Annotated in this window: 20 protein-coding genes; 9 read left to right on the forward strand and 11 right to left on the reverse strand. The window is 70.2% G+C overall.

The window, feature by feature from the left end; genetic code table 11:
• Positions 1–21: 21 nt before the first annotated feature.
• Positions 22–543 carry a DUF952 domain-containing protein gene (locus VLF38_RS03580; RefSeq protein ID WP_325269912.1) on the reverse strand — a complete coding sequence of 174 codons (522 nt, stop codon included), beginning with the start codon at positions 541–543 and terminating at the stop codon, positions 22–24.
• Positions 543–1,241, reverse strand: a complete 699-nt coding sequence (nucS, locus tag VLF38_RS03585) for an endonuclease NucS (protein ID WP_325269913.1) — start codon at positions 1,239–1,241, stop codon at positions 543–545. The genes VLF38_RS03580 and nucS overlap by 1 nt, the downstream gene beginning before the upstream one ends.
• Positions 1,242–1,338: 97 nt before the next feature.
• Here nucS and VLF38_RS03590 point away from each other — a divergent pair, with 97 nt between their 5' ends.
• Complete coding sequence (locus VLF38_RS03590) at positions 1,339–2,025, forward strand: hypothetical protein (RefSeq protein WP_325269914.1); 687 nt, start codon at positions 1,339–1,341, stop codon at positions 2,023–2,025.
• A gap of 58 nt (positions 2,026–2,083) precedes the next feature.
• Positions 2,084–3,166 (forward strand): 3-hydroxyacyl-CoA dehydrogenase family protein, encoded by a 1,083-nt coding sequence (locus VLF38_RS03595; protein ID WP_325269915.1) that lies wholly within the window; start codon positions 2,084–2,086, stop codon positions 3,164–3,166.
• A 123-nt stretch (positions 3,167–3,289) separates the two neighbouring features.
• Here VLF38_RS03595 and VLF38_RS03600 read toward each other — a convergent pair whose 3' ends face one another.
• Positions 3,290–4,024: an MBL fold metallo-hydrolase gene (locus VLF38_RS03600; protein WP_325269916.1), complete on the reverse strand. Its 735-nt coding sequence runs from the start codon at positions 4,022–4,024 to the stop codon at positions 3,290–3,292.
• 38 nt (positions 4,025–4,062) lie between these two features.
• On the opposite strand from VLF38_RS03600, the gene VLF38_RS03605 reads away from it, so the two are divergent.
• Positions 4,063–4,836: an alpha/beta fold hydrolase gene (locus tag VLF38_RS03605; protein ID WP_325269917.1), complete on the forward strand. Its 774-nt coding sequence runs from the start codon at positions 4,063–4,065 to the stop codon at positions 4,834–4,836.
• A 16-nt stretch (positions 4,837–4,852) separates the two neighbouring features.
• On the opposite strand, the gene VLF38_RS03610 is transcribed toward VLF38_RS03605, so the two are convergent.
• A complete protein-coding gene (locus VLF38_RS03610) occupies positions 4,853–5,395 on the reverse strand; it encodes a CGNR zinc finger domain-containing protein (protein WP_325269918.1) in 543 nt (180 codons plus the stop codon).
• 59 nt (positions 5,396–5,454) lie between these two features.
• On the opposite strand from VLF38_RS03610, the gene VLF38_RS03615 reads away from it, so the two are divergent.
• The gene (locus tag VLF38_RS03615; RefSeq protein WP_325269919.1) at positions 5,455–6,411 is read left to right on the forward strand and encodes a DMT family transporter; all 957 of its coding nucleotides are present in this window, start codon (positions 5,455–5,457) and stop codon (positions 6,409–6,411) included.
• A 41-nt stretch (positions 6,412–6,452) separates the two neighbouring features.
• Here VLF38_RS03615 and VLF38_RS03620 read toward each other — a convergent pair whose 3' ends face one another.
• Genes VLF38_RS03620 through VLF38_RS03650 form a run of 7 tightly spaced genes read right to left on the reverse strand, consistent with a single transcriptional unit; the run spans position 6,453 to position 14,386 of the window.
• The gene (locus tag VLF38_RS03620) at positions 6,453–7,526 is read right to left on the reverse strand and encodes an AI-2E family transporter (protein ID WP_325269920.1); all 1,074 of its coding nucleotides are present in this window, start codon (positions 7,524–7,526) and stop codon (positions 6,453–6,455) included.
• Between the two features lies 1 nt (position 7,527).
• The gene (locus VLF38_RS03625) at positions 7,528–8,679 is read right to left on the reverse strand and encodes a hypothetical protein (protein ID WP_325269921.1); all 1,152 of its coding nucleotides are present in this window, start codon (positions 8,677–8,679) and stop codon (positions 7,528–7,530) included.
• A complete protein-coding gene (locus VLF38_RS03630; RefSeq protein ID WP_325269922.1) occupies positions 8,676–10,016 on the reverse strand; it encodes an adenylate/guanylate cyclase domain-containing protein in 1,341 nt (446 codons plus the stop codon). Before VLF38_RS03630 ends, VLF38_RS03625 begins: the two co-directional genes overlap by 4 nt.
• An 8-nt stretch (positions 10,017–10,024) precedes the next feature.
• Entirely contained in the window at positions 10,025–11,389 is a 1,365-nt protein-coding gene (locus VLF38_RS03635; RefSeq protein ID WP_325269923.1) for an NAD(P)/FAD-dependent oxidoreductase, read from the reverse strand.
• Positions 11,390–11,392: 3 nt separating this feature from the next.
• Positions 11,393–12,454, reverse strand: coding sequence for an alpha/beta hydrolase (locus VLF38_RS03640; protein WP_325269924.1), 1,062 nt, complete (start codon positions 12,452–12,454; stop codon positions 11,393–11,395).
• Positions 12,451–13,971 (reverse strand): NAD(P)/FAD-dependent oxidoreductase, encoded by a 1,521-nt coding sequence (locus VLF38_RS03645; RefSeq protein WP_325269925.1) that lies wholly within the window; start codon positions 13,969–13,971, stop codon positions 12,451–12,453. The genes VLF38_RS03640 and VLF38_RS03645 overlap by 4 nt, the downstream gene beginning before the upstream one ends.
• A 46-nt stretch (positions 13,972–14,017) precedes the next feature.
• Positions 14,018–14,386 (reverse strand): hotdog fold domain-containing protein, encoded by a 369-nt coding sequence (locus VLF38_RS03650; protein ID WP_325269926.1) that lies wholly within the window; start codon positions 14,384–14,386, stop codon positions 14,018–14,020.
• Between the two features lie 207 nt (positions 14,387–14,593).
• Here VLF38_RS03650 and VLF38_RS03655 point away from each other — a divergent pair, with 207 nt between their 5' ends.
• From VLF38_RS03655 to VLF38_RS03675, 5 genes are read left to right on the forward strand one after another with little or no spacing between them, the layout of a single operon-like run.
• Positions 14,594–15,244 carry a hypothetical protein gene (locus VLF38_RS03655; protein ID WP_325269927.1) on the forward strand — a complete coding sequence of 217 codons (651 nt, stop codon included), beginning with the start codon at positions 14,594–14,596 and terminating at the stop codon, positions 15,242–15,244.
• Entirely contained in the window at positions 15,237–16,595 is a 1,359-nt protein-coding gene (locus VLF38_RS03660; protein ID WP_325269928.1) for a hypothetical protein, read from the forward strand. Before VLF38_RS03655 ends, VLF38_RS03660 begins: the two co-directional genes overlap by 8 nt.
• The gene (locus tag VLF38_RS03665; RefSeq protein ID WP_325269929.1) at positions 16,595–17,404 is read left to right on the forward strand and encodes a gamma-glutamyl-gamma-aminobutyrate hydrolase family protein; all 810 of its coding nucleotides are present in this window, start codon (positions 16,595–16,597) and stop codon (positions 17,402–17,404) included. The genes VLF38_RS03660 and VLF38_RS03665 overlap by 1 nt, the downstream gene beginning before the upstream one ends.
• Positions 17,401–18,990, forward strand: coding sequence for a class I adenylate-forming enzyme family protein (locus VLF38_RS03670; RefSeq protein ID WP_325269930.1), 1,590 nt, complete (start codon positions 17,401–17,403; stop codon positions 18,988–18,990). The genes VLF38_RS03665 and VLF38_RS03670 overlap by 4 nt, the downstream gene beginning before the upstream one ends.
• Positions 18,987–19,760, forward strand: a complete 774-nt coding sequence (locus VLF38_RS03675; protein WP_325269931.1) for an enoyl-CoA hydratase/isomerase family protein — start codon at positions 18,987–18,989, stop codon at positions 19,758–19,760. The genes VLF38_RS03670 and VLF38_RS03675 overlap by 4 nt, the downstream gene beginning before the upstream one ends.
• The last annotated feature ends 20 nt before the right edge of the window (positions 19,761–19,780 follow it).

The following is a 19,780-nucleotide window of genomic DNA, read 5'->3' on the forward strand; positions in this document are numbered from 1 at the left end:
CGCCCGCATCCGTGCGGCTACTCAGGGCCGCCGACGGTAGACCAGGGCCGCCACGACGGTGCCGATCACGACGGTGCCCGCCAGCGCGCCCAGCGCCGCTGCTGCGCTACCTGTCTGCGCGTGGACGACCACGCTCACGGCGACGGCGGCGGCCATGATCACGATTGCGGCCACCATCCGGAAGAGCACCTCGCCGACGAAGATCCGGAAGAACGACTCCGTCGGCTCTGCCGTCGACGGCAGGGGGCGTACGCCGACGACGGCCGCGGGATTGAGCGGACCGTGGATGTGGGGGTAGGTCTCGTCGCCCACCGGGTCCTCGGACCAGGGGGAGGTGAGCCGGTCGGTGTCGATCTCGAGCAGGAGGAGCGGCTGCCGCACGTCGGCGTAGTAGCGCTCGCGGACGCCCTCCCACTGGTCCTCGCGCGAGGCGTGGATGAAGCCCTCCTGCTCGAGGGTGCGGTCAAGGGTGGACCAGGCGTAGGCGCCGGCCACCTTCGCGGCCTCCCAGCGGGAGCGCTCGGCGATGTGGAAGATCCGCATCAGAAGAGTCGATCGGTCGGGTCGTCGAGGCCCCGGAGCGCGTCGTAGTCGACCACCGCGCACTGGATGCCGCGGTCCTCCGCGAGGACACGGGCCTGGGGCTTGATCTCCTGGGCCGCGAAGATGCCGCGGACACCGCCCTTGGAGGTCAGCAGCGGGTCGCGGTTGAGCAGCTCGAGGTAGCGGGTCAGCTGCTCGACGCCGTCGATCTCACCCCGTCGCTTGATCTCCACAGCCACCGACTGACCGCCGGCGTCGCGGCACATCAGATCGACCGGGCCGATCGCGGTGGGGTACTCCCGGCGTACCAGCGTGAGGCCGTCGGCGAGCGTGGCGGGATGCTCGGCGAGGAGCTCCTGGAGGTGCTTCTCGACGCCGTCCTTCTGCAGGCCGGGGTCGATGCCGAGCTCGTGCGAGGAGTCGTGGTGGATCTCCTCGATCAGGATCCGCAGCGTGTCGGGCTGGGCCGATCCCTTCGCCTTCGCGGTGACCGTCCACTCGATCTGGCCCTCGTCGTTGCTGCCCTCGACGACCGAGCACGGCGGGCTCATCCAGTTGAGCGGCTTGTAGGAGCCGCCGTCGCTGTGGACGAGCACCGATCCGTCGGACTTGAGCATCAGCACGCGGGTTGCCATCGGGAGGTGCGCGGACAGCCGTCCGGCGTAGTCGACCTGGCAGCGCGCGACGAGGATCCTCACGGGCCCGGAATCTACCCGAGTCAGGACCGGTGCCCAGCGGGTGGGCAATCTGCCGGTTTCGTCCGACTGGGTGCCGTCGGGGCCGCACGATAGAGCCATGAAGCTCCGCGCCACCTATGCGAACGTCGCCGCCACGGCGGCCCTGGTCATCTCGATGAGCGGCACGGCGTACGCCGCCACGGTGATCTATTCGTCGAACATCGCCGACGGCACGATCCGCTCCGTCGACGTCCGTGACGACAGCCTGCAGTCGCGCGACATCCTCAACGGGACGATCACCCGCGCGGACATCAACGACACCACTGAGGCGGCGCTCAAGGGCCAGACGGGCGACGCGGGTCCGCAGGGGCCGCAGGGCGAAACGGGACCGCAGGGCGAAGTGGGCCCCGAAGGTCCGCAGGGGCCGCAGGGCGAAGTGGGTCCTGCCGGCGCGGATGGTGCCGCGGGTCCTGCTGGTCCGTCGGGTCCTGCCGGCCCCACGGGTCCGCAGGGGGCATCCGGCACCAATGGTGTGAGTGGCTGGGAAGTGATCCGGCAGCCCTACAGCGGTCCTGCCAGCGACGCCAACAAGCAGGTCATCATGTACTGCCCCACGGGCAAGAAGCCGCTGTCCGGTGGCTATGACATGGCGACGGGATCCCGCGTGGTCACGGTCGACCAGAACCATTACTACAACTTCGAGGGCCAGGGCTGGGTGGTCTCTGCCCGGCTGACCAACCTGAACGGCAACGTCACGGCGGACTACTCCTTCGCCGGTTGGCTCATCTGCGCGACCGTGCAGTGACCGACCACGCACCGGAAGCGCCCCCGCGGCGTACGCGTGGCGTGGCAGGATCGCGCGCATGACCGACCTGACCAACGAGCAGATCGCGGACACGCTGATCCTGCCGTATCTCAAGCACGCCATCCGTATGCACGAGGCCGGCTACGCCTCCGCCGTCGACATCGACAACGGCATGATCTACGGCTGCGGCTACCCCAAGGGCCCGATGACCGTCGCGCAGGAGCGCGGCCTCTTCACCCCGGCCGAGGGTTCCGCTGACGCGGCTCCGGCCGAGTTCAAGATCGCCATCAACAAGGTCGGTGTCGTGGGCACCGGCACCATGGCCTCCGGCATGATCCAGGTCTTCGCCCAGGCCGGCTACGACGTCGTCTACGTCGGCCGCGGCCAGGAGAAGCTGGACGGCGTCGTCGCCTTCATCGACAAGGGCCTCTCCAAGCTCGTCGAGAAGGGCCGCCTCTCCGAGGACGACAAGGCCGCCACGCTGGGTCGCCTGACGGGCGCCACCGACCGCGAGGCGCTCGCGGACGTCGACATCGTGGTCGAGGCCATCGCCGAGGACCTCGCCATCAAGACCGAGCTCTACAAGGACCTCGACCGGATCTGCAAGCCGGGCGCGATCCTGGCGACCACGACCTCGTCGATGCCGATCACGAAGCTCGGCGAGGCCACCAGCCGTCCCGAGTCCGTCATCGGCATGCACTTCTTCAACCCGGCCACGATCCTCAAGCTGGTCGAGGTCGTCACCACCGAGGCGACCGCTGCCGACGTCAACGAGACCGTCCTGGCGCTCTGCAAGAAGATCGGCAAGGTCGCCGTCTCCTGCGGTGACCGCTCGGGATTCATCGTCAACTGCCTGCTCTTCCCGTACCTCAACGACGCGGTCAAGCTGCTCGAGTCGGGCCAGGCCTCCATGGAGGAGATCGACGCCGCGATCAAGGAGCAGGCCGGCTTCCCGATGGGTCCGTTCGCCCTGCTCGACCTGGTCGGCAACGACGTCTCGCTCGCCATCGAGAAGGAGCTCTTCGAGACCTTCGGCGCCGAGGCTCCGGAGTTCGAGCCGGCCCCGACGCTGGTCGCCAAGGTCGAGGCGGGCGAGCTCGGCCGCAAGACCAAGAAGGGCTTCTACGACTACTCGGCCTGAGTAGCCACGGCCTGACGAGGGCCGGGAAACCACGCCTGTGCGCGGTTTCCCGGCCCTCGTTCCATTCTTGGGCGTGTGAAACGGGGCCTGTGCGCGGTTTGCCAGCCTGGCGTGCTGCTGGGCTCAGGACCGCGCGAGCTCCACGGCCTCGCGCAGGCTCCCGGTCCACACGTCACCGTGGCCGGGTAGCACGATGCCCGCGTCGAGAGCAGCGAGCTCGTCGAGGCTCCGGCTCGCCTGCGCTTCGTCGTGGCTGAAGAAGCTCGGCAGCAGGTGCGGGCGGCGTACGCCCGTGACGGGGTGGCCGGTGACGAGCGCGTCACCGGTGGCCACGGCACCCACCCCCGCGAAGTGGTACGCCGTGTGGCCGCTCGTGTGCCCGGGCGTCGGCACGGCGACCGGCCGGCCCGGGAGGTCGAGCGGGGTGCCGGTGGCGCACGCAGTGACCTCGGGGACGGCGACGTCCTGGGTGGCGCCGACGGCGAGGATGCGGAGCGACCAGAGCAGCACGCGGGGGTTCCACGCGCGGAGCAGGACGTCGATCTCGCCTGCCTGCTGCAGGAACTCGCGCCTCGCGTGGGGCACCTCGTCGGCCCCGGCGAAGACCGGCGCCGCGAGCCCGCACCACTCGATGCCGCCGATGTGGTCGACGTGCGCGTGGGTCACGAGGACCGCGGCGACGTCGTCGAGCGAGCGCCCGATGCGATCGAGCGACTCGCGCACCCGCGCCGCGTCACCGGGGTAGCCCGCGTCGACGAGCGTGACCTGCCCGTCCTCCTCGGCGAGGATCCAGTTGACCAGGCCGGTGCTGGCGAGGTGGAGGCCGTCGGCGACCTGGGTGACGGTGAGGCGAGGCATGGCCTGACGCTAACGGGTGGAGTGGAAGACTGCAGCCCGTGACCCTCCACACCACGTCGTACGGCGACTCCGGCAGCCGGGTCGTCTTCTGCCACGGCCTCTTCGGCCAGGGCCGCAACTGGACCCAGCACGCCCGCGCGCTCGCCGAGCAGCACCGGGTGCTGCTCGTGGACATGCCCAACCATGGGCGCTCGGAGTGGACCGACTCGATCGACTACGTGACGATGGCGGACCAGGTGGCCGAGCTGCTTGACCCTGCCGACCCGGTCGCGCTCGTCGGCCACTCGATGGGAGCGAAGGCGGCGATGGTGCTCGCGCTGCGCCACCCGGACCTCGTCGAGCGCCTCGTGGTGGTCGACATGGCGCCGGTGGCCTATGCCAACGGCTCGGGCTTCCGCGGCTACATCGACGCGATGCTGGGGATGGACCTCGCGCCCGACGCCTCCCGCGAGGACGCCGACGCGGCGCTCCGCGATGCCGTGCCCGACCCGGGCGTGCGCGCCTTCCTGCTGCAGAACCTCCGCCGCTCGCCCGAGGGGTGGAGCTGGCAGCCCAACCTGGAGTTGCTCCGCGACGAGCTCGGCACGGTCTCGGGCTGGCCGGCGGAGGCGATCGCCGGCCTTCCGCCGTACGCCGGCCCGGTGCTGTGGGTGGGCGGCGCGGAGTCGGCGTACGTGAAGGACGAGTACGCCCCGGCGATGGAGGCGCTCTTCCCGCGCGTGCGGAAGGTGATGATCAAGGGCGCGGGGCACTGGGTGCACTCGGAGCAGCCCGAGGTCTTCCGCGAGGTGCTGCGCCGCTTCGTCGACTGACGCTGACCCCGGGCCGTCAGGCCTGACGAGCGCGGTACGCCGCGACGGCCGCGCGGTTGCCGCAGGTGGTCGAGCAGTAGCGACGCGAGCGGTTGCGCGAGAGGTCGAGGACGACGCCGTCGCAGCTGTCGTCCTGGCAGGTCGAGAAGCGCTGCATCTCGTCGGAGCGGATGACGTCGATGAGTGCCATCGCCGTCTCGACGCGCAGTTGCACGGGAAGGCTCGAGCCCGGCGGCTCGGCGTGGATGTGCCAGTCGAGGTGGTCGTGACGGACCAGCCGGGGGAGTGCCTGCGCGTCCGCGAGCCACGCGTTGACGGTCTCGACGGCGTCGTCGCGGGTCGCGGTGAAGAGGTCGTGGAGCGGCTCGCGCATCGCCTGGATCTCGGCGAGGAGGGCGGGCGTCGCGGCCGGCACGTAGCTGTAGCTGTGCTCCCTGAGCCACACGTCGAGGTCGTCGGGCGTCGCCATCGTGTCCACGTCGCGCGGGCTGCTGTACAGGCTGTTGACCAGGGCCACCGCGGACAGCAGGTTCATCTCGGTGTCATGAGCAAAAAGCATTTTGACAGGTTACACCGTCAGGTCTACCGTCATATGTCATGCGGGGAATGACTCATGACATGCGACGCGACATGCGGCTGGGTCTGCTGTGGTCGTTCCTGGCCGCAGCGACCTTCGGCTTCTCGGGCACACTCGCGCGTCCGCTGCTCGACACCGGCTGGAGCCCGGCCGCCGTCGTGCTCTGCCGGGTCACCATCGCCTCGCTGGTCCTGCTCCCGGTCACCGTCAAGGCGCTGCGGGGCCGGTGGTCGCTGCTCCGCACCGAGGGGCGCCTCGTGGCGACGTACGGCGCGGTGGTGGTCGCCTTCACGCAGTTCGGCTACTACAGCGCGGTCGCCCACATGGACGTCGCAGTGGCGCTGCTCATCGAGTACACCGCTCCCGTGCTGGTGCTCGGCTGGCTCTGGCTGCGCCACGGCCAGCGACCGACGCGGCTGACCGCGGCTGGTGCCGTGGTCGCGATCGTCGGGCTCCTCTTCGTCCTCGACGTCTTCTCCGGCAGTGTCCAGGTGAGCACCGTCGGCATCCTGTGGGCACTCACCGCCATGGTCGGCTGCGCGGTCTACTTCGTCTCCTCCGCCCAGCCCGCGGCGCTGCCCCCGGTGGCGCTCGCCGGCTCCGGCATGCTGCTCGGGGCTGCGCTCCTCGCACTGCTCGGACTCTCCGGCCTCCTCGAGATGCACGGCAACACCGCGCCGGTGCACTTCCGTGAGGTGGAGGCGCCGTTCTGGGTGCCGCTGGTCCTGGTCGGGGTGGTGGCGACCGCCGTCGCCTACCTCTCCGGCATCCACGGCTCGCGCCTGCTCGGCTCGCGACTGGCGTCCTTCGTGGCGCTGCTCGAGGTGCTCGCAGCACTGGTCACCGCGTGGCTGCTGCTGGGGCAGTCGCCGCAGCTGATCCAGGTCCTCGGCGGACTCGGGATCTTGGCCGGCGTTGTCCTGGTCAAGCTGGGGGAGCCGGAGGAGACGGTGCTGGAGCAGCCCGATCCGGATGGCGGACGCGTCCTCGTCGCATGAGACCGGTCAGCCCGGTCAGGCGGTCGGTCCGGGTCAGCCGGTCAGCTGGCGTCCTGCCGCTTGACGATGACCTCGCGCACGATGAGCAGGATCGCGGCGGCGACGGGCACCGCCATCAGGGCGCCCATGACGCCGAGCAACGCGGCCCCGATCAGCGCCGCGATCAGGGTGATCGAGCCCGGAACGTCGACCGACTTCTTCATCACCTGCGGGTAGAGCACGTAGTTCTCGAACTGCTGGTAGAGCAGGTAGAAGGCCAGGCAGATGACCGCGGTCACCCAGCTCTCGGTGAGGGCGATCGCCGAGACGATGACCATGGCGATCGTCGAGCCGACCATGGGGATCAGGGCCAGGACGCCGACGACGAAGCTCAGCGCGACGGCGTACTCGCCGAGGCCGACGATGAGCAGGAAGACCAGCGAGCTGACGGCGGCACAGACCGAGACGAGGAAGGCACCGGAGACGTAGCCGCCGACGCCGCGGACGATCCGGTCACCGAGGTCGGTCACGCGGGCGCGGCGCGAGGCGGGCGCGAGGCGGTAGAGCGCCTCCTTGATCGTCGGCAGGGACGCGAGGAAGTAGAGGGTCAGGATGATGACCACGAACGTGCTGCCGAGCGCCGAGAGCACCGCCAGGCTGAAGCCGAGCACACCGCCGAAGAGCGACTTGGTGAACTCGCCGCCGGCGATGTACTCCTTCGCCTTCTCGATCAGCTCGTAGTCGGCGTTCCACTTCTGGACCTGCTTGTTGCGCTGGAGCTGGTCGAGCCAGCCGGGAGCCTCGCGGGTGATCAGCGCGATCTGCTCGCTGATGATCGGGGCGATCGCCGCGATGAAGAGGGCGAGCACGACGATGACCAGCGTGATCACCGCGACGACCGCCCATCCGCGACCGATCCTGCGGTCGCGGATGCGGCGGCGCATCACCCACTCGACGAGCGGGTTGAGTCCGGCGGCGAGGAAGAACGCCACGCCGACCATGACCAGGATCGAGCTGATCGAGAGCAGCAGGCCGAAGAGCCACCACGCCGTGAGGGCTCCGAGGGCTCCGATGAAGCCGAGGTAGAACGGACCGTGCGCGAGCAGGCCGCGCACGGGCTTCGCCGGAGCCGTCACGTCACTCCTCGCCGAAACCGGCGACCACGTCACGGAGCTGGGCGAGCTGGGCGACGATCGCGTCGCGACGCTTGCCGAGGCGCGAGACCTCGTTGCGCAGGTCGGTGAGCTCGCGCTCCGCCTCGGCCTGGCCGTTGGCGGTGAGGTTCTCGGCCTGCGAGCGGGCGGAGGCGACGACCTGCTCGGCCTCGCGGCGGGCACGTACCAGCAGTGCGTCGGCCTCGGCCTGCGCCTGCTGGCGCTGCGCGTTGGACTGGGCGATCGCCTCGCCGGCGCGCTTCTCGGCGGCGCTGGCGCGGTCCTCGGCCTCCTTGACCAGGCGGTTGGTCTCGGCCAGGGCGCTGTCGTGGTGGTCGGCGGCCTCCTTGGCAAGGCGCTCCTTCTCGACGGCGAGCGTCCGGCGGGCCTCCTGGACCTCGCGGTCAGCGGCGGCGCGCGCCTTCTCCGCCTCACGCTGGGCCGAGGTGCGCAGCTCGGCGGTCTCCTGCTGGGCGGCGAGGCGGAGCTGGTCGGACTCGCGCTGGGCGGAGGCGCGCAGGTCGGCGGCCTCGCTGCGGGCGAGGGTGCGCTCCTGCTCGGCGTCGGCGAGGATCCGGGCGCGCTGCTCGTCGAGCTCCTTGAGCTGGACGACGCGCATGTCCTCGGCCTCGCGGGTCGCCTCGGCGCGGATCGCCTTGGCGTCCTTGGTCGCCTGCGAGCGGATGTCGCCGGCCTCGGCCAGGGCGGCGGAGCGGATGTCGTCGGCCTCCTCCTCGGCGAGGCGGAGGAGCTCGTTGGCGCGGCCACCCAGGCTGGCGTACGTCGGGGTCTCGCTCTCGGAGAGCTTCGCCTCGAGCTCCTGGGTCCGCTTCTCGAGCTCGATGACGCGCTTCTCGCTCTCGCCCAGGCTGCTGCCCAGGCCGGCCTTCTCGCCGACGAGCTGGCGCAGGAGCGCGTCGACCGCGGGGACGTCGTAGCCGCGGCGTACGACGGGGAGCGCGGGGAGTGCGGCCGGTCGTGCGGCGGCGGCCGGGGCGGGGGTCCGGGGGGTCTGCTGGTGGGTGGCGGGAGCGGCCTTCACCACAGGGATGACCTGCGTGGGCTCCGTGTCTCCCTGCTGGGCGGCCTTGTTGGCCGACTTCTCACCGAAGATCGAGAGGCTGTCGTCGCTCATGGGGGACAGTCTGCCGGTTCAGGACAAGGCGCCGTACGCCGACGCTCCGAGGTGGGATGGGAAGGCGTGGACGCCAGTCGGGGGATCGCGCCGGGGTGGTCGGACTGGGCCGGAGCCAGGAGGAAGTACGTGTTCTGGACACCCTTCCCCTTGAGCTCGGTGCGGTGCGGACCGCTGAACACGTGACCGTGGGCCAACAGGCGGTGCGCTGCCTCGTCCACATGGATCTGCCCGGGAACCCCGTGTGCCTCGAGGCGACTCGCCGTGTTGACGGTGTCGCCCCAGAGATCGAACGCGAACTTGCGATGCCCGATGACTCCGGCGACCACGGGCCCCGAGCTGATGCCGATCCGCAGCGCGAGACCCCCGGGCCACGACGAGGTGAGGAGCGCGGCTTCGCGTTGCATGTCCAGCGCGAGCCCTGCGGCGCGGGCCGCGTGATCGCGACTGTGGGTCGGGACCCCGGCCACCGCCATGTAGGCATCGCCGATGGTCTTGATCTTCTCCATGCCCCAGAAGGCGCAGAGGTCGTCGAACCTGCTGAAGAGGCGGTCGAGCAGGCGGACCACCTCGGCTGCCGGCAGCGAGGACGACAGCGGTGTGAAGCCGACGATGTCGGCGAAGAGGACCGTCGCCTGTTCGTAGGAGTCGGCGATCGGCGCGGGGGTGTGGTGGAGGCGGGAGACGATCTCGGCAGGCAGGACATTGTGCAGCAGTTCCTCGGAGCGCTGGCGCTCAGCGGCGAGGGCCCGGTTCACCAGGAACATCCTCCGCTTCGACTGCTCCAGGAAGAGGGCGACCGCGAGGTTGAGCAAGGCGAAGGCGGCGAAGCACATCACCTCGAACGCCAGCTGGTAGCCCGGTACCTCGTAGGAGAGAAGCATGACGCCGAGCGCGAGCGGCACGGTGAGGACGGCGGTGAGGAGCGCCGTGCGAAACCGCACGCGGGCCACGCCGACCGCCCCCAGCAGCATCAGCACGGCAGTGAAGGCGGCGTAGTCGGGAGCAGCCCCGGTCACCGCTGCGCCGACGGAGGCACACCACGAGTACGCCGTGACCGCACCGGCGGCGGCCAGCTGCACGTGCCGATGCGCTGCCGGCCACCAGGTCATCGCCGGGAGCACGGTCGCGAGGCAGCACGTGCTGAGGACGAGGAGCAGGACGACCAGGGGACGTTCGCCGTGGAGAGTCGTCAGGTCAAGCGCCACGAACGGCACGCTCAGCGCCAGGGCGAGCAGGGCGCAGAGGCGGACCCGCGGGACCGCGGCCCGGTTGTCGGCGTCCACGAACTCGCGTTCGACGTCGGGGTCGTCGAACGCGAGTCCGGGTCGCTGCATGGGTCGCCTCAGACCCCGAGGCTCGCGCGCACCCGCTGGGCGGCCTGCTCGCCCGACGCCGCGGCGTCGGCCAACGAGGGCATGTCGAGCGCGTAGTCACCCGCCAGGTGCACGGGGCCCAGGTTGGCCTTGAGGGTTTCGAGCGACGCGCGGCCGCCGGGTCCCCAGAACGGCACGACCCGTGGGTGCCGGCGCAGGATGCCGGCGTCGACCTTGCCCTCGAGCTCGGGGTAGACCGCGAGCAGGTCCGCGGTGAACCGCGCGACGATCTCCTCGTCGGTGAGCTCGAAGAGCCTGTCGGCCTCAGCGCCGCCCGCGAAGCAGGCCAGCGCACCGCCCGGCTTGCGCGGGCCCCGGCGTACGGCGGCAGCGTGGTTGAAGATCGCCTGGAACGCGCGGCCCGGAGTGGAGACCGCGAGGTAGTCGTCCCAGCGCTGTGGCTTGCCTTCCTCGTGCGTGAAGAAGCCCACCACCACGTAGCGGCCGTACTGGATCTGCTCGAAGGCCTGCCGGTAGGCCGGCGGCAGCCCGGGCATGATCTTGACCGCGACGTCGGCCGGCACCGCCACGATCGCCTTCCGGGCCCGCAGCCGGGCAGGACCGGCGGCGTCCTGGTAGTCGACGACGACTCCGTCGGCGGTCCACTCCACGGAGTTCACCGGCGAGCTGAGCCTGATCTTGTCGCCGAGGTCCTGGGCAAGGATGTCGGTCAGGGTCTGGTTGCCGCCCTGCGGCAGCGTCAGGTTCGGGACCTTCTCGGGGTCGGTGAGCAGGATCCCCATGGAGAAGACGAACTGCCGCGCAGCGGTCTCCTCGGGCTCGCAACCCATCCACTGTCCGGACCAGGACCGGACCATCTCCCGCGTGAGGTCCGACGAGACGCCTTTCAGCACGAAGTCCGCGCGCCGGGCGTCGAGCTTCGCGCGGACGCGATTGGCCCAGCGGTTCGTCTCGCTCATCTCGAGGAAGGGCACGTTGGCCAGGATCCGGGTGCCGACCACGGCCAGGCCGAAGCGGTCGCGGCAGGTCATCTTGGACTTCAACATGAGGGCGAACGGGTTGGACGTGTCCACCTGCTTGCCCCCGAGGTGGAGTGCGACGGACTTGCCCTCGAGGGTGCCGAGCGGGACCTCGTGGCGGTGCAGGGCATCGATCAGCGGACCGGTGCCCTCGGTGAACTGGGTGCCGACGTTGATCCAGTAGTCGCCCTGGCGAACGGTGTCGACGCGCCCGCCGGCCCGGTCGTTCGCCTCGAGGACGACCACGTCCCGGTCGGCGAGCGTGGTCGCGGCCATCAGGCCCGCCATGCCGGCGCCGATGACGACGACCTCGTGGGTCTCCTCGCGTGGGGAGCTCTTGCGCGGTGCGGGCATGGCTCAACCTGCCTTCGTGATGGGAGTGGTGTGGGTGTCGAGTGCGGTGGAGACGCTCGCGACCAGTCGCTCGGTCGCCTTGCGGCAGCTCGGGCTGACCGCGGTGTAAGAGAGGTAGCCATGGACCAGGCCGGGTTCGCGGTCCACCTGAGCGGGCACGCCGGCCTCGAGAAGGGCGGTCGCGTAGGCGAGACCGTCGTCGTGGAGCGGATCGAACCCGGCCAGGTTGACGATGGCCGGAGGCAGCCCGGCCAGGCTCGAGGCCCGGTACGGCGAGACCCGGGGGTCCGCCGGGTTGGTCCCCTCGGGGAGGTAGTTCTGGACGAACCACGCCACCTGCTTCGCAGAGAGGGCAGGCGAGCTCGCGAACTCGTCCTGCGAGGGGCGATGCTCCAGGAGGTCGGTCACCGGCTGGATCAGCACCTGCAGCATTGGCTGCACCTCCTCGCCCCGCACCTGCTGTGCCAGGACGGCGGCGATGTTGCCACCCGCGCTCTCGCCAGCCACGACGATGCGGTGGGGGTCGACGCCCCACTCGGCGGCGTGCGCGACGACGTAGCGCCAGGCGACGACGGCGTCATCCTGCGCGGCCGGGAACGGCGCGTCCGGCGCCAGGCGGTACTCGACCGAGACGACATCGGCTCCGGTTCCGTGCGCGAGCATGCGCGCGGGAGCCGTGTAGCTGGCCCGGCTGCCGATCACGAAGCCGCCACCGTGGAAGAAGAGGATCAGCCCACGCTCCGGGGTGCCGTTGCTGTAGCGGGTGAGCTGGACCTCCTCCGAGACCACGATCTCCTCCTCGACGGCGCACGGCTCGATCCGCGAGGCGAAGAGCGCGAGGTCGCATTCGGTGGTGGCCCGGGCCTCGGCGGGCGGCAGGTCGCTGTAGTCAGGGCCCGACTCGCCGAGCTTCATCAGCAGGGCCACGTCGGGTGCCATGGTCTCGCCCGCGCTGTTGACCTGCGGCTTCGCCAGCAGGCGCTGCACGCCCGCGGGAAGGCGACTGAGGAAGACCAGGAGCGCCCGCTGGAAGCGCTGACCGACGGTGAAGTGCTCGCCGCTCATGACGCCGCCTCGACACTGCGCAGGTGCGGGGCCGGCTTCTTGCTCGAGAACTGGATGTCGTCGTGGAGCAGCTTCCCCTTGAAGAGGCGGTTGTCCTTCACGTAGGTCGTGTGCATCTGCCAGGGCAGGCTGGTGCCCTGGCGCGGAAGATCTGCCTGCGCCCGCTGCATGTAGCCGGCGGAGAGGTCGAAGAGCGACGTCGTGTCCATGCCCTCCGGTGCCACGGGCAGCGCGATGTCGTAGCCCTTGGCGTCCATCTCGCGGATCACCTCGATCGCGAGACGGGCGACGTTGCGGATGCGTAGGGTCCAGGTGGCCTTCGTGAAGCCGAGCATCATCGCCCAGTTGGGCACACCGGAGATCAGCGAGCCGCGGTAGAGCACGGAGTCGGAGACCTTGACCGGAGCGCCGTCCACGGTCGGCTGGATGCCGCCGAGCATCTGAATCCGGAGGCCTGTCGCGGTGACGATGACGTCAGCCTCGAGCTCCTTGCCGGACTTCAGCTGGATGCCCTTCTCGGTGAAGCGCTCGATCTGGTCGGTCACCACGTCGGCGCCGCCGTCGCGGATCGCCTTGAAGAAGTCGCCGTCGGGGCACGCACAGAGGCGCTGGTCCCACGGGCTGTACGGCGGCGCGAAGTGCGTGTCGACGTCGAAGCCCTTCGGGAGCTCCTTGGCGGTCATGCTGCGCAGCAGCTTGCGTCCGAAGTTCGGGAACTTCACCAGCACGGAGACGATGAAGTGGTCGCGCCAGATGTTCTTGATCCGGGTGAGCCGGTAGCCGAGCTTCTTGCCGAAGACCTTCAGCAGGAACTGGGCGATCTTGTCCACCTGCGGCATCGACGCGACGTAGCTCGGCGTGCGCTGGAGCATCGTCACGTGGCCGGCCGCGCCCTCGCCCGTCAGCATCGCGGGCAGCATCGTCACGGCGGTCGCGCCGCTGCCGATGATGACCACGCGCTTGCCGCTGTAGTCGAGGTCCTCGGGCCAGTGCTGCGGGTGCAGGATGTCGCCCTGGAAGTCGTCGCGACCCTCGAACGTCGGCTCGAAGCCCTTGTCGTAGTTGTAGTAGCCGGTGCCGCTGAAGACGAACTTGGCCCGGACGACCTTCTCGGACTCGTTGCCCGACTCGTCGGTGACGGTGACCCGCAGGGTCCACTCCGCGTCCTCGCTGGACCAGTCGGCAGCGGTGACCTTGTGACCCAGGCGAAGGCTCTTGTCGAGACCGAACTCGTCGACCGTGTCCTTGATGTAGTCGCGGATCAGGTGGCCCCCGGCGATGGCCTCCTTGTGCAGCCACGGCTTGAAGTCATAGCCGTAGGTGTGAACCGAGTCGTCGGAGCGGATGCCCGGGTACCGGAACAGGTCCCAGGTGCCGCCCACCGATGCGCGGGCCTCGAGCAGCAGGAGCTCCTTCTCGGGGAACGCGTCCACCAGGTGCTTGGCGACGCCGATGCCGGAGAGGCCGGCGCCGATGACGACGATGTCGGCGGTCTCCGTCGCGATGGTCTGGTTCATAGCTGCACTTCCTTCTCGGTTGGTCTGGGTGAGCCCGGAGGTCTCGTCAGTTCGTGGGAGTGGGGACGACGCCGGTGCCGCGGGCGCGGGTGGCGATCACCGGGTCGGTGAGCACCTCGGCTCGGCCGGAGTCGTCGAGGGAGCGGGCGATGATCCGCAGCTCGAAGTCGATGGTCCGGCTGCGGTTGCCCTTCTCGGCGAGGCGTGCCTCGGTCTCGATGACGTCGCCGCCGCGGACGGGGGCGAGGAACTCGACGGAGCTGTAGCCGGCGAAGAGGCTCTCGTGCCCGTCCATGACGATCGCGAGGTGGGTGCCGGCATCGCCGAAGAGCTTCAGGCTGAAGGCGCCGTCGACGAGGTTGCCCGCGTAGTGCGCATCTGAGTAGGCGACGTAGCGCTGGTGGACGACGTTCACGAGATCTCCTGGCTGGGAGTCGAAGTAGGTCATACGACTGAGTCGAATGATTCAGTGTGCGTCGATGAGTCGCGGCCCGTCAAGGGGTTCTGCGACGCGTTGTCGCACTCACCTGTTGACAAGCCGTCATGAGGCGCCCATGATCTGTGTCAAGCGATCGAGTCAAATGACTAAGTTCGCGTCAGCTCCAGGTCGAAAGGGACGCCGATGACAGAGACCACGACGCTCCCGGTGCGGGAGGCCTCGTCGCTCCCGATCGGGATCGAGGACGACGCGACACCGCTCGTCCGCCAGATCGGACAGGCGCTGCGCGAGGCGGCACGCGTCGACCACCTGCCCCAGGTGCTGGCGGACGTGCTGGGCACGGTGACCGTGCGGTCGCACGACACGCCTCAAGCCGCCACGATCCTGATCGACGCGTCGCGGATCGACGTCACGAGCGGCCCGTCGGCCACTCCGGACGCGACCGTGGTCGTCGACCTCCACGCCCGTTTCGCAGCCACGGAGGCCCCGGAGGGCAACGCCGCCCTGGCGACCGCCGTCCTGAGTGCGCTCCGGCCACCGCTGCCGCACTGGCGCGACGCGGCCGAGCGGTTCTGGGCCGCCACGCGCTCGATCCCGGGCATCCCCGATGTCCTGGTGGTCGAGACCGAGGGCCCCGACGGCCCGGAGACCGGTCGTTTCGGCGCGGGCACCACGCAGTACCTCATGGCCGGCCCGGCCGACCTGCTCGCCGGCGTCTTCACCGGCGCTGACGACTTCCTCGCCTCCCTCGCTGCCGGCGTTCAGATCAAGGGCACGTTGGCACAGCTCTCGGTCATGACGGCCGCTTCCTGGAAGGTGCGTTTCGATGTCTGACCCGACTCAGGTGACGGAGGCGCGTCCGGCTCGGACGGTCCGCCTCGAGGCCACCAACCACGAGGGGAGCCTCCTCGGCAAGACGGTGTCGCTCGCGAAGTTCGCCTCCGGCAAGGAAGCCGGCTTCGCCTTCGCCGACATCCTGTTCGCCATCGACCTCAGCAACGAGATCGTCCTCGGTGACGCCTTCCCGGACTGGCGCGGCAACATCTACGACATCCAGATGGTCCCGGACATGTCCACGCTCGTGGAGTGGAAGCCCGGCATGGACTCCGTCATCGGCGACTACTGGCTCAAGAACGGCGAGCCCGTCCCGATCTGTCCGCGCAACCTCGTCCGGAGGCTTCTCGCGCGCCTCGCCGGCCACGGCTACACGGCGTCGGCCGCCGTCGAGATCGAAGCGACGCTCTTCGAGGAGTCTGTCCACGAGGCCCGCGCGAAGGAGTACCGCGACCTGACCCCGCTCGGAGGAAGCACCGGTGCGACCTACCACCTCGCCAGGTCGAAGGACTGGGTCGACTACATGGAGGCGGTCACCGCCCGGCTCGACAGCGTCGGCATCGCCTGGGAGGCGTGGACGGACGAGGCTGCCCCCGGCCAGACCGAGCTGAACATCGCCGTGACCGACCCACTGACGCTCTGTGACAACTGGGCCCGTGCGCGGCAGGTCATGCGCGAGGTCGCCTTCGAGCGTGGCCACACCGTCTCCTTCATGGCCAAGCCGACGGCGGGCTTCGGCCAGGGGGCGCACATCAACCTGTCGCTGCAGAAGGACGGGGTGAACCAGTTCTTCGCCGAGGACGCTCCCTCCGACCTCATGCTGCACGCGATCGGTGGCCTCCTCGCAACCATGGAGGGCGCGACCTCTGTCGTGATGCCGCAGATCACGTCGTACCGGCGGCTGGTCGACCTGACCGGACCGCCGACGACGGTGAGCTGGGGCGTCAACAACAAGTCCGCAGCGGTCCGGGCCATCACCGGCCACCCGAAGTACTCGCGCCTGGAGTACCGCCTGCCGGGCTCCGACGTGAACCCCTATCTCACGCTCGCCGTCGTGCTGGCAGGTGTGCTCGCCGGCATCGAGAAGGACATCACCCCGCCGGAGCAGGTCACCGACATGGCGTGGTGCATGCCGGAGGACGGCGTGGTCAAGCGGATCCCGGACACGATGTCGAAGGCCGGCGCGGCGCTCGACGCCGACCCGCTCCTGCGCGAGTACCTCGGCGACGAGTTCGTCGACTTCTGGGTCGCCTCCCGTCGCTGGGAGTGGATGGAGTTCCACACCAAGGGCGGCGACCCCTTCGCCGAGCTCTCGGCGTGGGAGTCCCGACGCTACTTCGAGTTCCCGTGATGGCGGCGAACCTCCCGGCTCCGGACCGGCGGCCCCTGATCGGCATCACCGGTCGCCGGTTCCGGCTCTCCCTGCTCAACGGCGCCGACCCCCGGTACGGCGACCGCTGTGTCGACACGTCCCTGTCGGACTTCGCGACGCGAGTCGCAGAAGCCGGCGGGGTGCCGGTCACCCTCTCGTTCGACGCGGAGGCCGAGGCCGCCTGCGACTGGCTCTCCGGCGTGGTCATCGCGGGCGGGCAGGACGTGCACCCGGCGTGCTGGGGCGGCGACACCTCCGTCGTCAGCGACGTCGACCCACGCGCCAACACCATGGCCCACGACGTCGACCGAGACGCCTACGAGATCGCGCTCGTGAAGGCAGCACTCGACCGCGGCATCCCGGTGCTCGGCGTGTGCCGCGGCCTGCAGGTGCTCAACGTCGCCCTGGGCGGGACGCTCATCCCCGACCTGCCGAACGGCCCCGTGAGCCACCTGTCGCCGGCCACGGCACCGACGGACGGCACGGCCGACCACGTGGTCGCGTTCGAGGACGGCTCGCTCGCGCGCGAGCTCTTCGGTGCCCGGGCGCAGACCAACTCGTGGCACCACCAGGCGGTCGACGCCTGCGGGGCCGGCCTGGTCGTGACCGGCCGGGCGAGCGACGGCGTCGTGGAGGCCGTGGAGCTGCCCGGCGCGCCCGTGCTCGGCGTCCAGTGGCACCCGGAGTGGATGGTCCGCTCCGATCCGGCGATGACCTGGATCGTCCAGGCGGCGGCAGAGCACCTCGCCGGCCGCACCGACAGCCTGATGCAGAGGAGTGCGCAGTGAACCCGGCAGTAAAGCCCGAGCAGGCATCCGACGACCCGACGACCAGGACGCTCCCGGCGCTGCTGGCGCAGCGCGCGACCGACGCGGGGGAGCGGGAGTTCCTGCGGTTCGGCGAGCGGTCGTGGACCTTCGCCGAGATCGACGCCTGGACTTCGCGCCTGGCCCACCGCTTCGTCGAGGTCGACGGCATCGAGCCGGGCGACCGCATCGCGATCATGCTGCCCAACGTCGTGCACTGGCCGGTGACCTGGCTGGCGGCGCAGAAGGCTGGCGCCGTCGTCGTCCCGGTGAACTCGTCGTACCAGCGCGGTGACCTGGCGTTCGTGCTCGGTGACTCGGGGGCCCGGCTCGTCGTCACCGACGCCGAGCACGCCAGGCTGGTCGCCGACGTGATCGCCACCGAGGAGGCCCTCGGCGGTGTCCGCATCGTCGACGTCGCCGCGGACGGCTCGGAGGCGTTCCCGGCAACCGCGCCGCCGGTCACCGTGGAGCCGGAGAGTCTGGCCAACCTGCAGTACACGTCGGGCACGACGGGGTTCCCCAAGGCGTGCATGCTCACCCAGGACTACTGGGTCCGGCTCGGCTGGCTCTGTGCCGCCGCGACGGGGCTGGGTGACGACGACGTGCTGCTCACCTCGCAGCCGTTCTCCTACATGGACCCCCAGTGGAACGTCGCGCTCGCGCTCACGGTCAGCGCGCCCCTCGTCGTTCTGCCGCGGTTCTCGGCCTCGACGTTCATGGCCGACGCACGGCGGCACCGGGCGACGTTCTTCTACGTCCTCGGGTCGATGCCGACGCTGCTGTTCAAGCAGCCGCCGACGCCCGATGACCGTGGCAACTCGATCCGCGCGATCTTCTGCTCGGCGATCCCGGTGGGCCTGCACGCGCAGCTCGAGGAGCGCTGGGGTGCGCCGTGGCGCGAGGTCTACGGCATGACCGAGACCGGCATCGACCTGCACACGTCCTTCGCCGACACCCACCTGGTCGGCAGCGGCAGCCTCGGCAGCCCGGTCGCCACCAAGGAGGTCCGGATCGTGGCGCCCGACGACGCAGAGGTGCCCGACGGCGAGCCGGGCGAGCTGGTGGTCTCCGGCGTACCGCTCATGAGTGGCTACTGGAACCGCCCCGAGGCGACCGCGGAGACGATCCGCGACGGGTGGCTGCACACCGGAGACCTGGCGATCCGCCGTCCCGACGGTGGCATCCAGCTCGTCGGCCGGATCAAGGACATGGTCCGCCGCGGCGGCGAGAACGTCGCCTCCGTCGAGGTCGAGGCCGCGCTGGAGCGCGACGAGCGCGTGATCGGTGCGGCCGTGGTCGCCGAGCCCGACGAGCTCCTCGGCGAGGAGGTCAAGGCATTCGTCCAGCTGGCGCCCGGTGTGCCGGCTGACCGTGAGACGGCGCAGAGCATCGTCGAGAAGGCCGCGGTGGAGCTGGCGCGCTTCAAGGTGCCGCGGTACGTCGAGTTCGTCGCGGACTTCCCGCGGACCCCGTCCGAGCGGGTCTCCAAGCCTGCACTCAAGGCGCGTGCCCAGGAGAACCCCGGCACGACCCACGACTTCTCGACCCGGAGGAACCCGTCATGACCGACTCCACTGCTTCCAGCGGATTTCTCGACGTGGATGTCGTCCGCGGCGTCGCCGTGCTGACCCTGCGTCGTCCCGAGAAGCTCAACGCCATGGACGTCGCCACGCGGCTGCGCCTGGCCGAGGTCCTCCGCGAGCTCGGCACGGGGGAGACGGTGCGCGGCATCGTCCTCACCGGCGAGGGCCGGGCGTTCTCCGCAGGGGAGGACCTCGCGCACGCTCCGACGACCGCCACCGAGTTCAAGGAGGCGTTCTCGAGCTTCCACGACATCACCCGGGCGATCCTGGAGACCCGCGTCCCTGTCATCGCGGCCGTCAACGGCATCGCGGTCGGCGGCGCCTCCGAGATCACGCTGTGCTGCGATGCCCGGATCGGCACCCCCGCGACAGTCTACTTCCAGCCGGAGAACGGGCGAGGCATCACGATCTCCAACGCCTCCAGCGTCCTGCTGCGCCGCCTCGTGGGCAACCACGCGATGCGGATCGTCCTCGGCTCGCCCAAGGTGCGAGCCGAGGAGGCGCTGCAGATCGGCCTGATCGACGAGATCGTCGAGCCCGACGCCCTCATCGACCGGGCCCTCGACACCGTCCTCGCCTGGACCCCCGAGGGCAACACGACTGCACTCCACCTCCCGCTCCTGCGGCCCCTTCCCGAGGAGGTCGAGGCGGCGTTCGCCCGCGAGGACGTCGCGGCGGACGCGTCGTGGGAAAGCGGCGTACTCACCGCCGGCATCGCCGGCTTCCTCGACGCCCAGGCCGCGCGGCGCTGACCGCGCCAACACCCACCTGA

The organism is Nocardioides sp. (assembly GCF_035481145.1).
Lineage (GTDB): Bacteria > Actinomycetota > Actinomycetes > Propionibacteriales > Nocardioidaceae > Nocardioides.

Bases quoted from the DNA above. Each gene is read 5' to 3' on its own strand.
- VLF38_RS03580 (WP_325269912.1), bottom strand. From the start codon at position 543: ATGCGGATCTTCCACATCGCCGAGCGCTCCCGCTGGGAGGCCGCGAAG.
- VLF38_RS03590 (WP_325269914.1), top strand. From the start codon at position 1,339: ATGAAGCTCCGCGCCACCTATGCGAACGTCGCCGCCACGGCGGCCCTG.
- VLF38_RS03595 (WP_325269915.1), top strand. From the start codon at position 2,084: ATGACCGACCTGACCAACGAGCAGATCGCGGACACGCTGATCCTGCCG.
- VLF38_RS03600 (WP_325269916.1), bottom strand. From the start codon at position 4,024: ATGCCTCGCCTCACCGTCACCCAGGTCGCCGACGGCCTCCACCTCGCC.
- VLF38_RS03610 (WP_325269918.1), bottom strand. From the start codon at position 5,395: ATGCTTTTTGCTCATGACACCGAGATGAACCTGCTGTCCGCGGTGGCC.
- VLF38_RS03615 (WP_325269919.1), top strand. From the start codon at position 5,455: ATGCGACGCGACATGCGGCTGGGTCTGCTGTGGTCGTTCCTGGCCGCA.
- VLF38_RS03625 (WP_325269921.1), bottom strand. From the start codon at position 8,679: ATGAGCGACGACAGCCTCTCGATCTTCGGTGAGAAGTCGGCCAACAAG.
- VLF38_RS03630 (WP_325269922.1), bottom strand. From the start codon at position 10,016: ATGCAGCGACCCGGACTCGCGTTCGACGACCCCGACGTCGAACGCGAG.
- VLF38_RS03635 (WP_325269923.1), bottom strand. From the start codon at position 11,389: ATGCCCGCACCGCGCAAGAGCTCCCCACGCGAGGAGACCCACGAGGTC.
- VLF38_RS03640 (WP_325269924.1), bottom strand. From the start codon at position 12,454: ATGAGCGGCGAGCACTTCACCGTCGGTCAGCGCTTCCAGCGGGCGCTC.
- VLF38_RS03645 (WP_325269925.1), bottom strand. From the start codon at position 13,971: ATGAACCAGACCATCGCGACGGAGACCGCCGACATCGTCGTCATCGGC.
- VLF38_RS03655 (WP_325269927.1), top strand. From the start codon at position 14,594: ATGACAGAGACCACGACGCTCCCGGTGCGGGAGGCCTCGTCGCTCCCG.
- VLF38_RS03660 (WP_325269928.1), top strand. From the start codon at position 15,237: ATGTCTGACCCGACTCAGGTGACGGAGGCGCGTCCGGCTCGGACGGTC.
- VLF38_RS03665 (WP_325269929.1), top strand. From the start codon at position 16,595: ATGGCGGCGAACCTCCCGGCTCCGGACCGGCGGCCCCTGATCGGCATC.
- VLF38_RS03675 (WP_325269931.1), top strand. From the start codon at position 18,987: ATGACCGACTCCACTGCTTCCAGCGGATTTCTCGACGTGGATGTCGTC.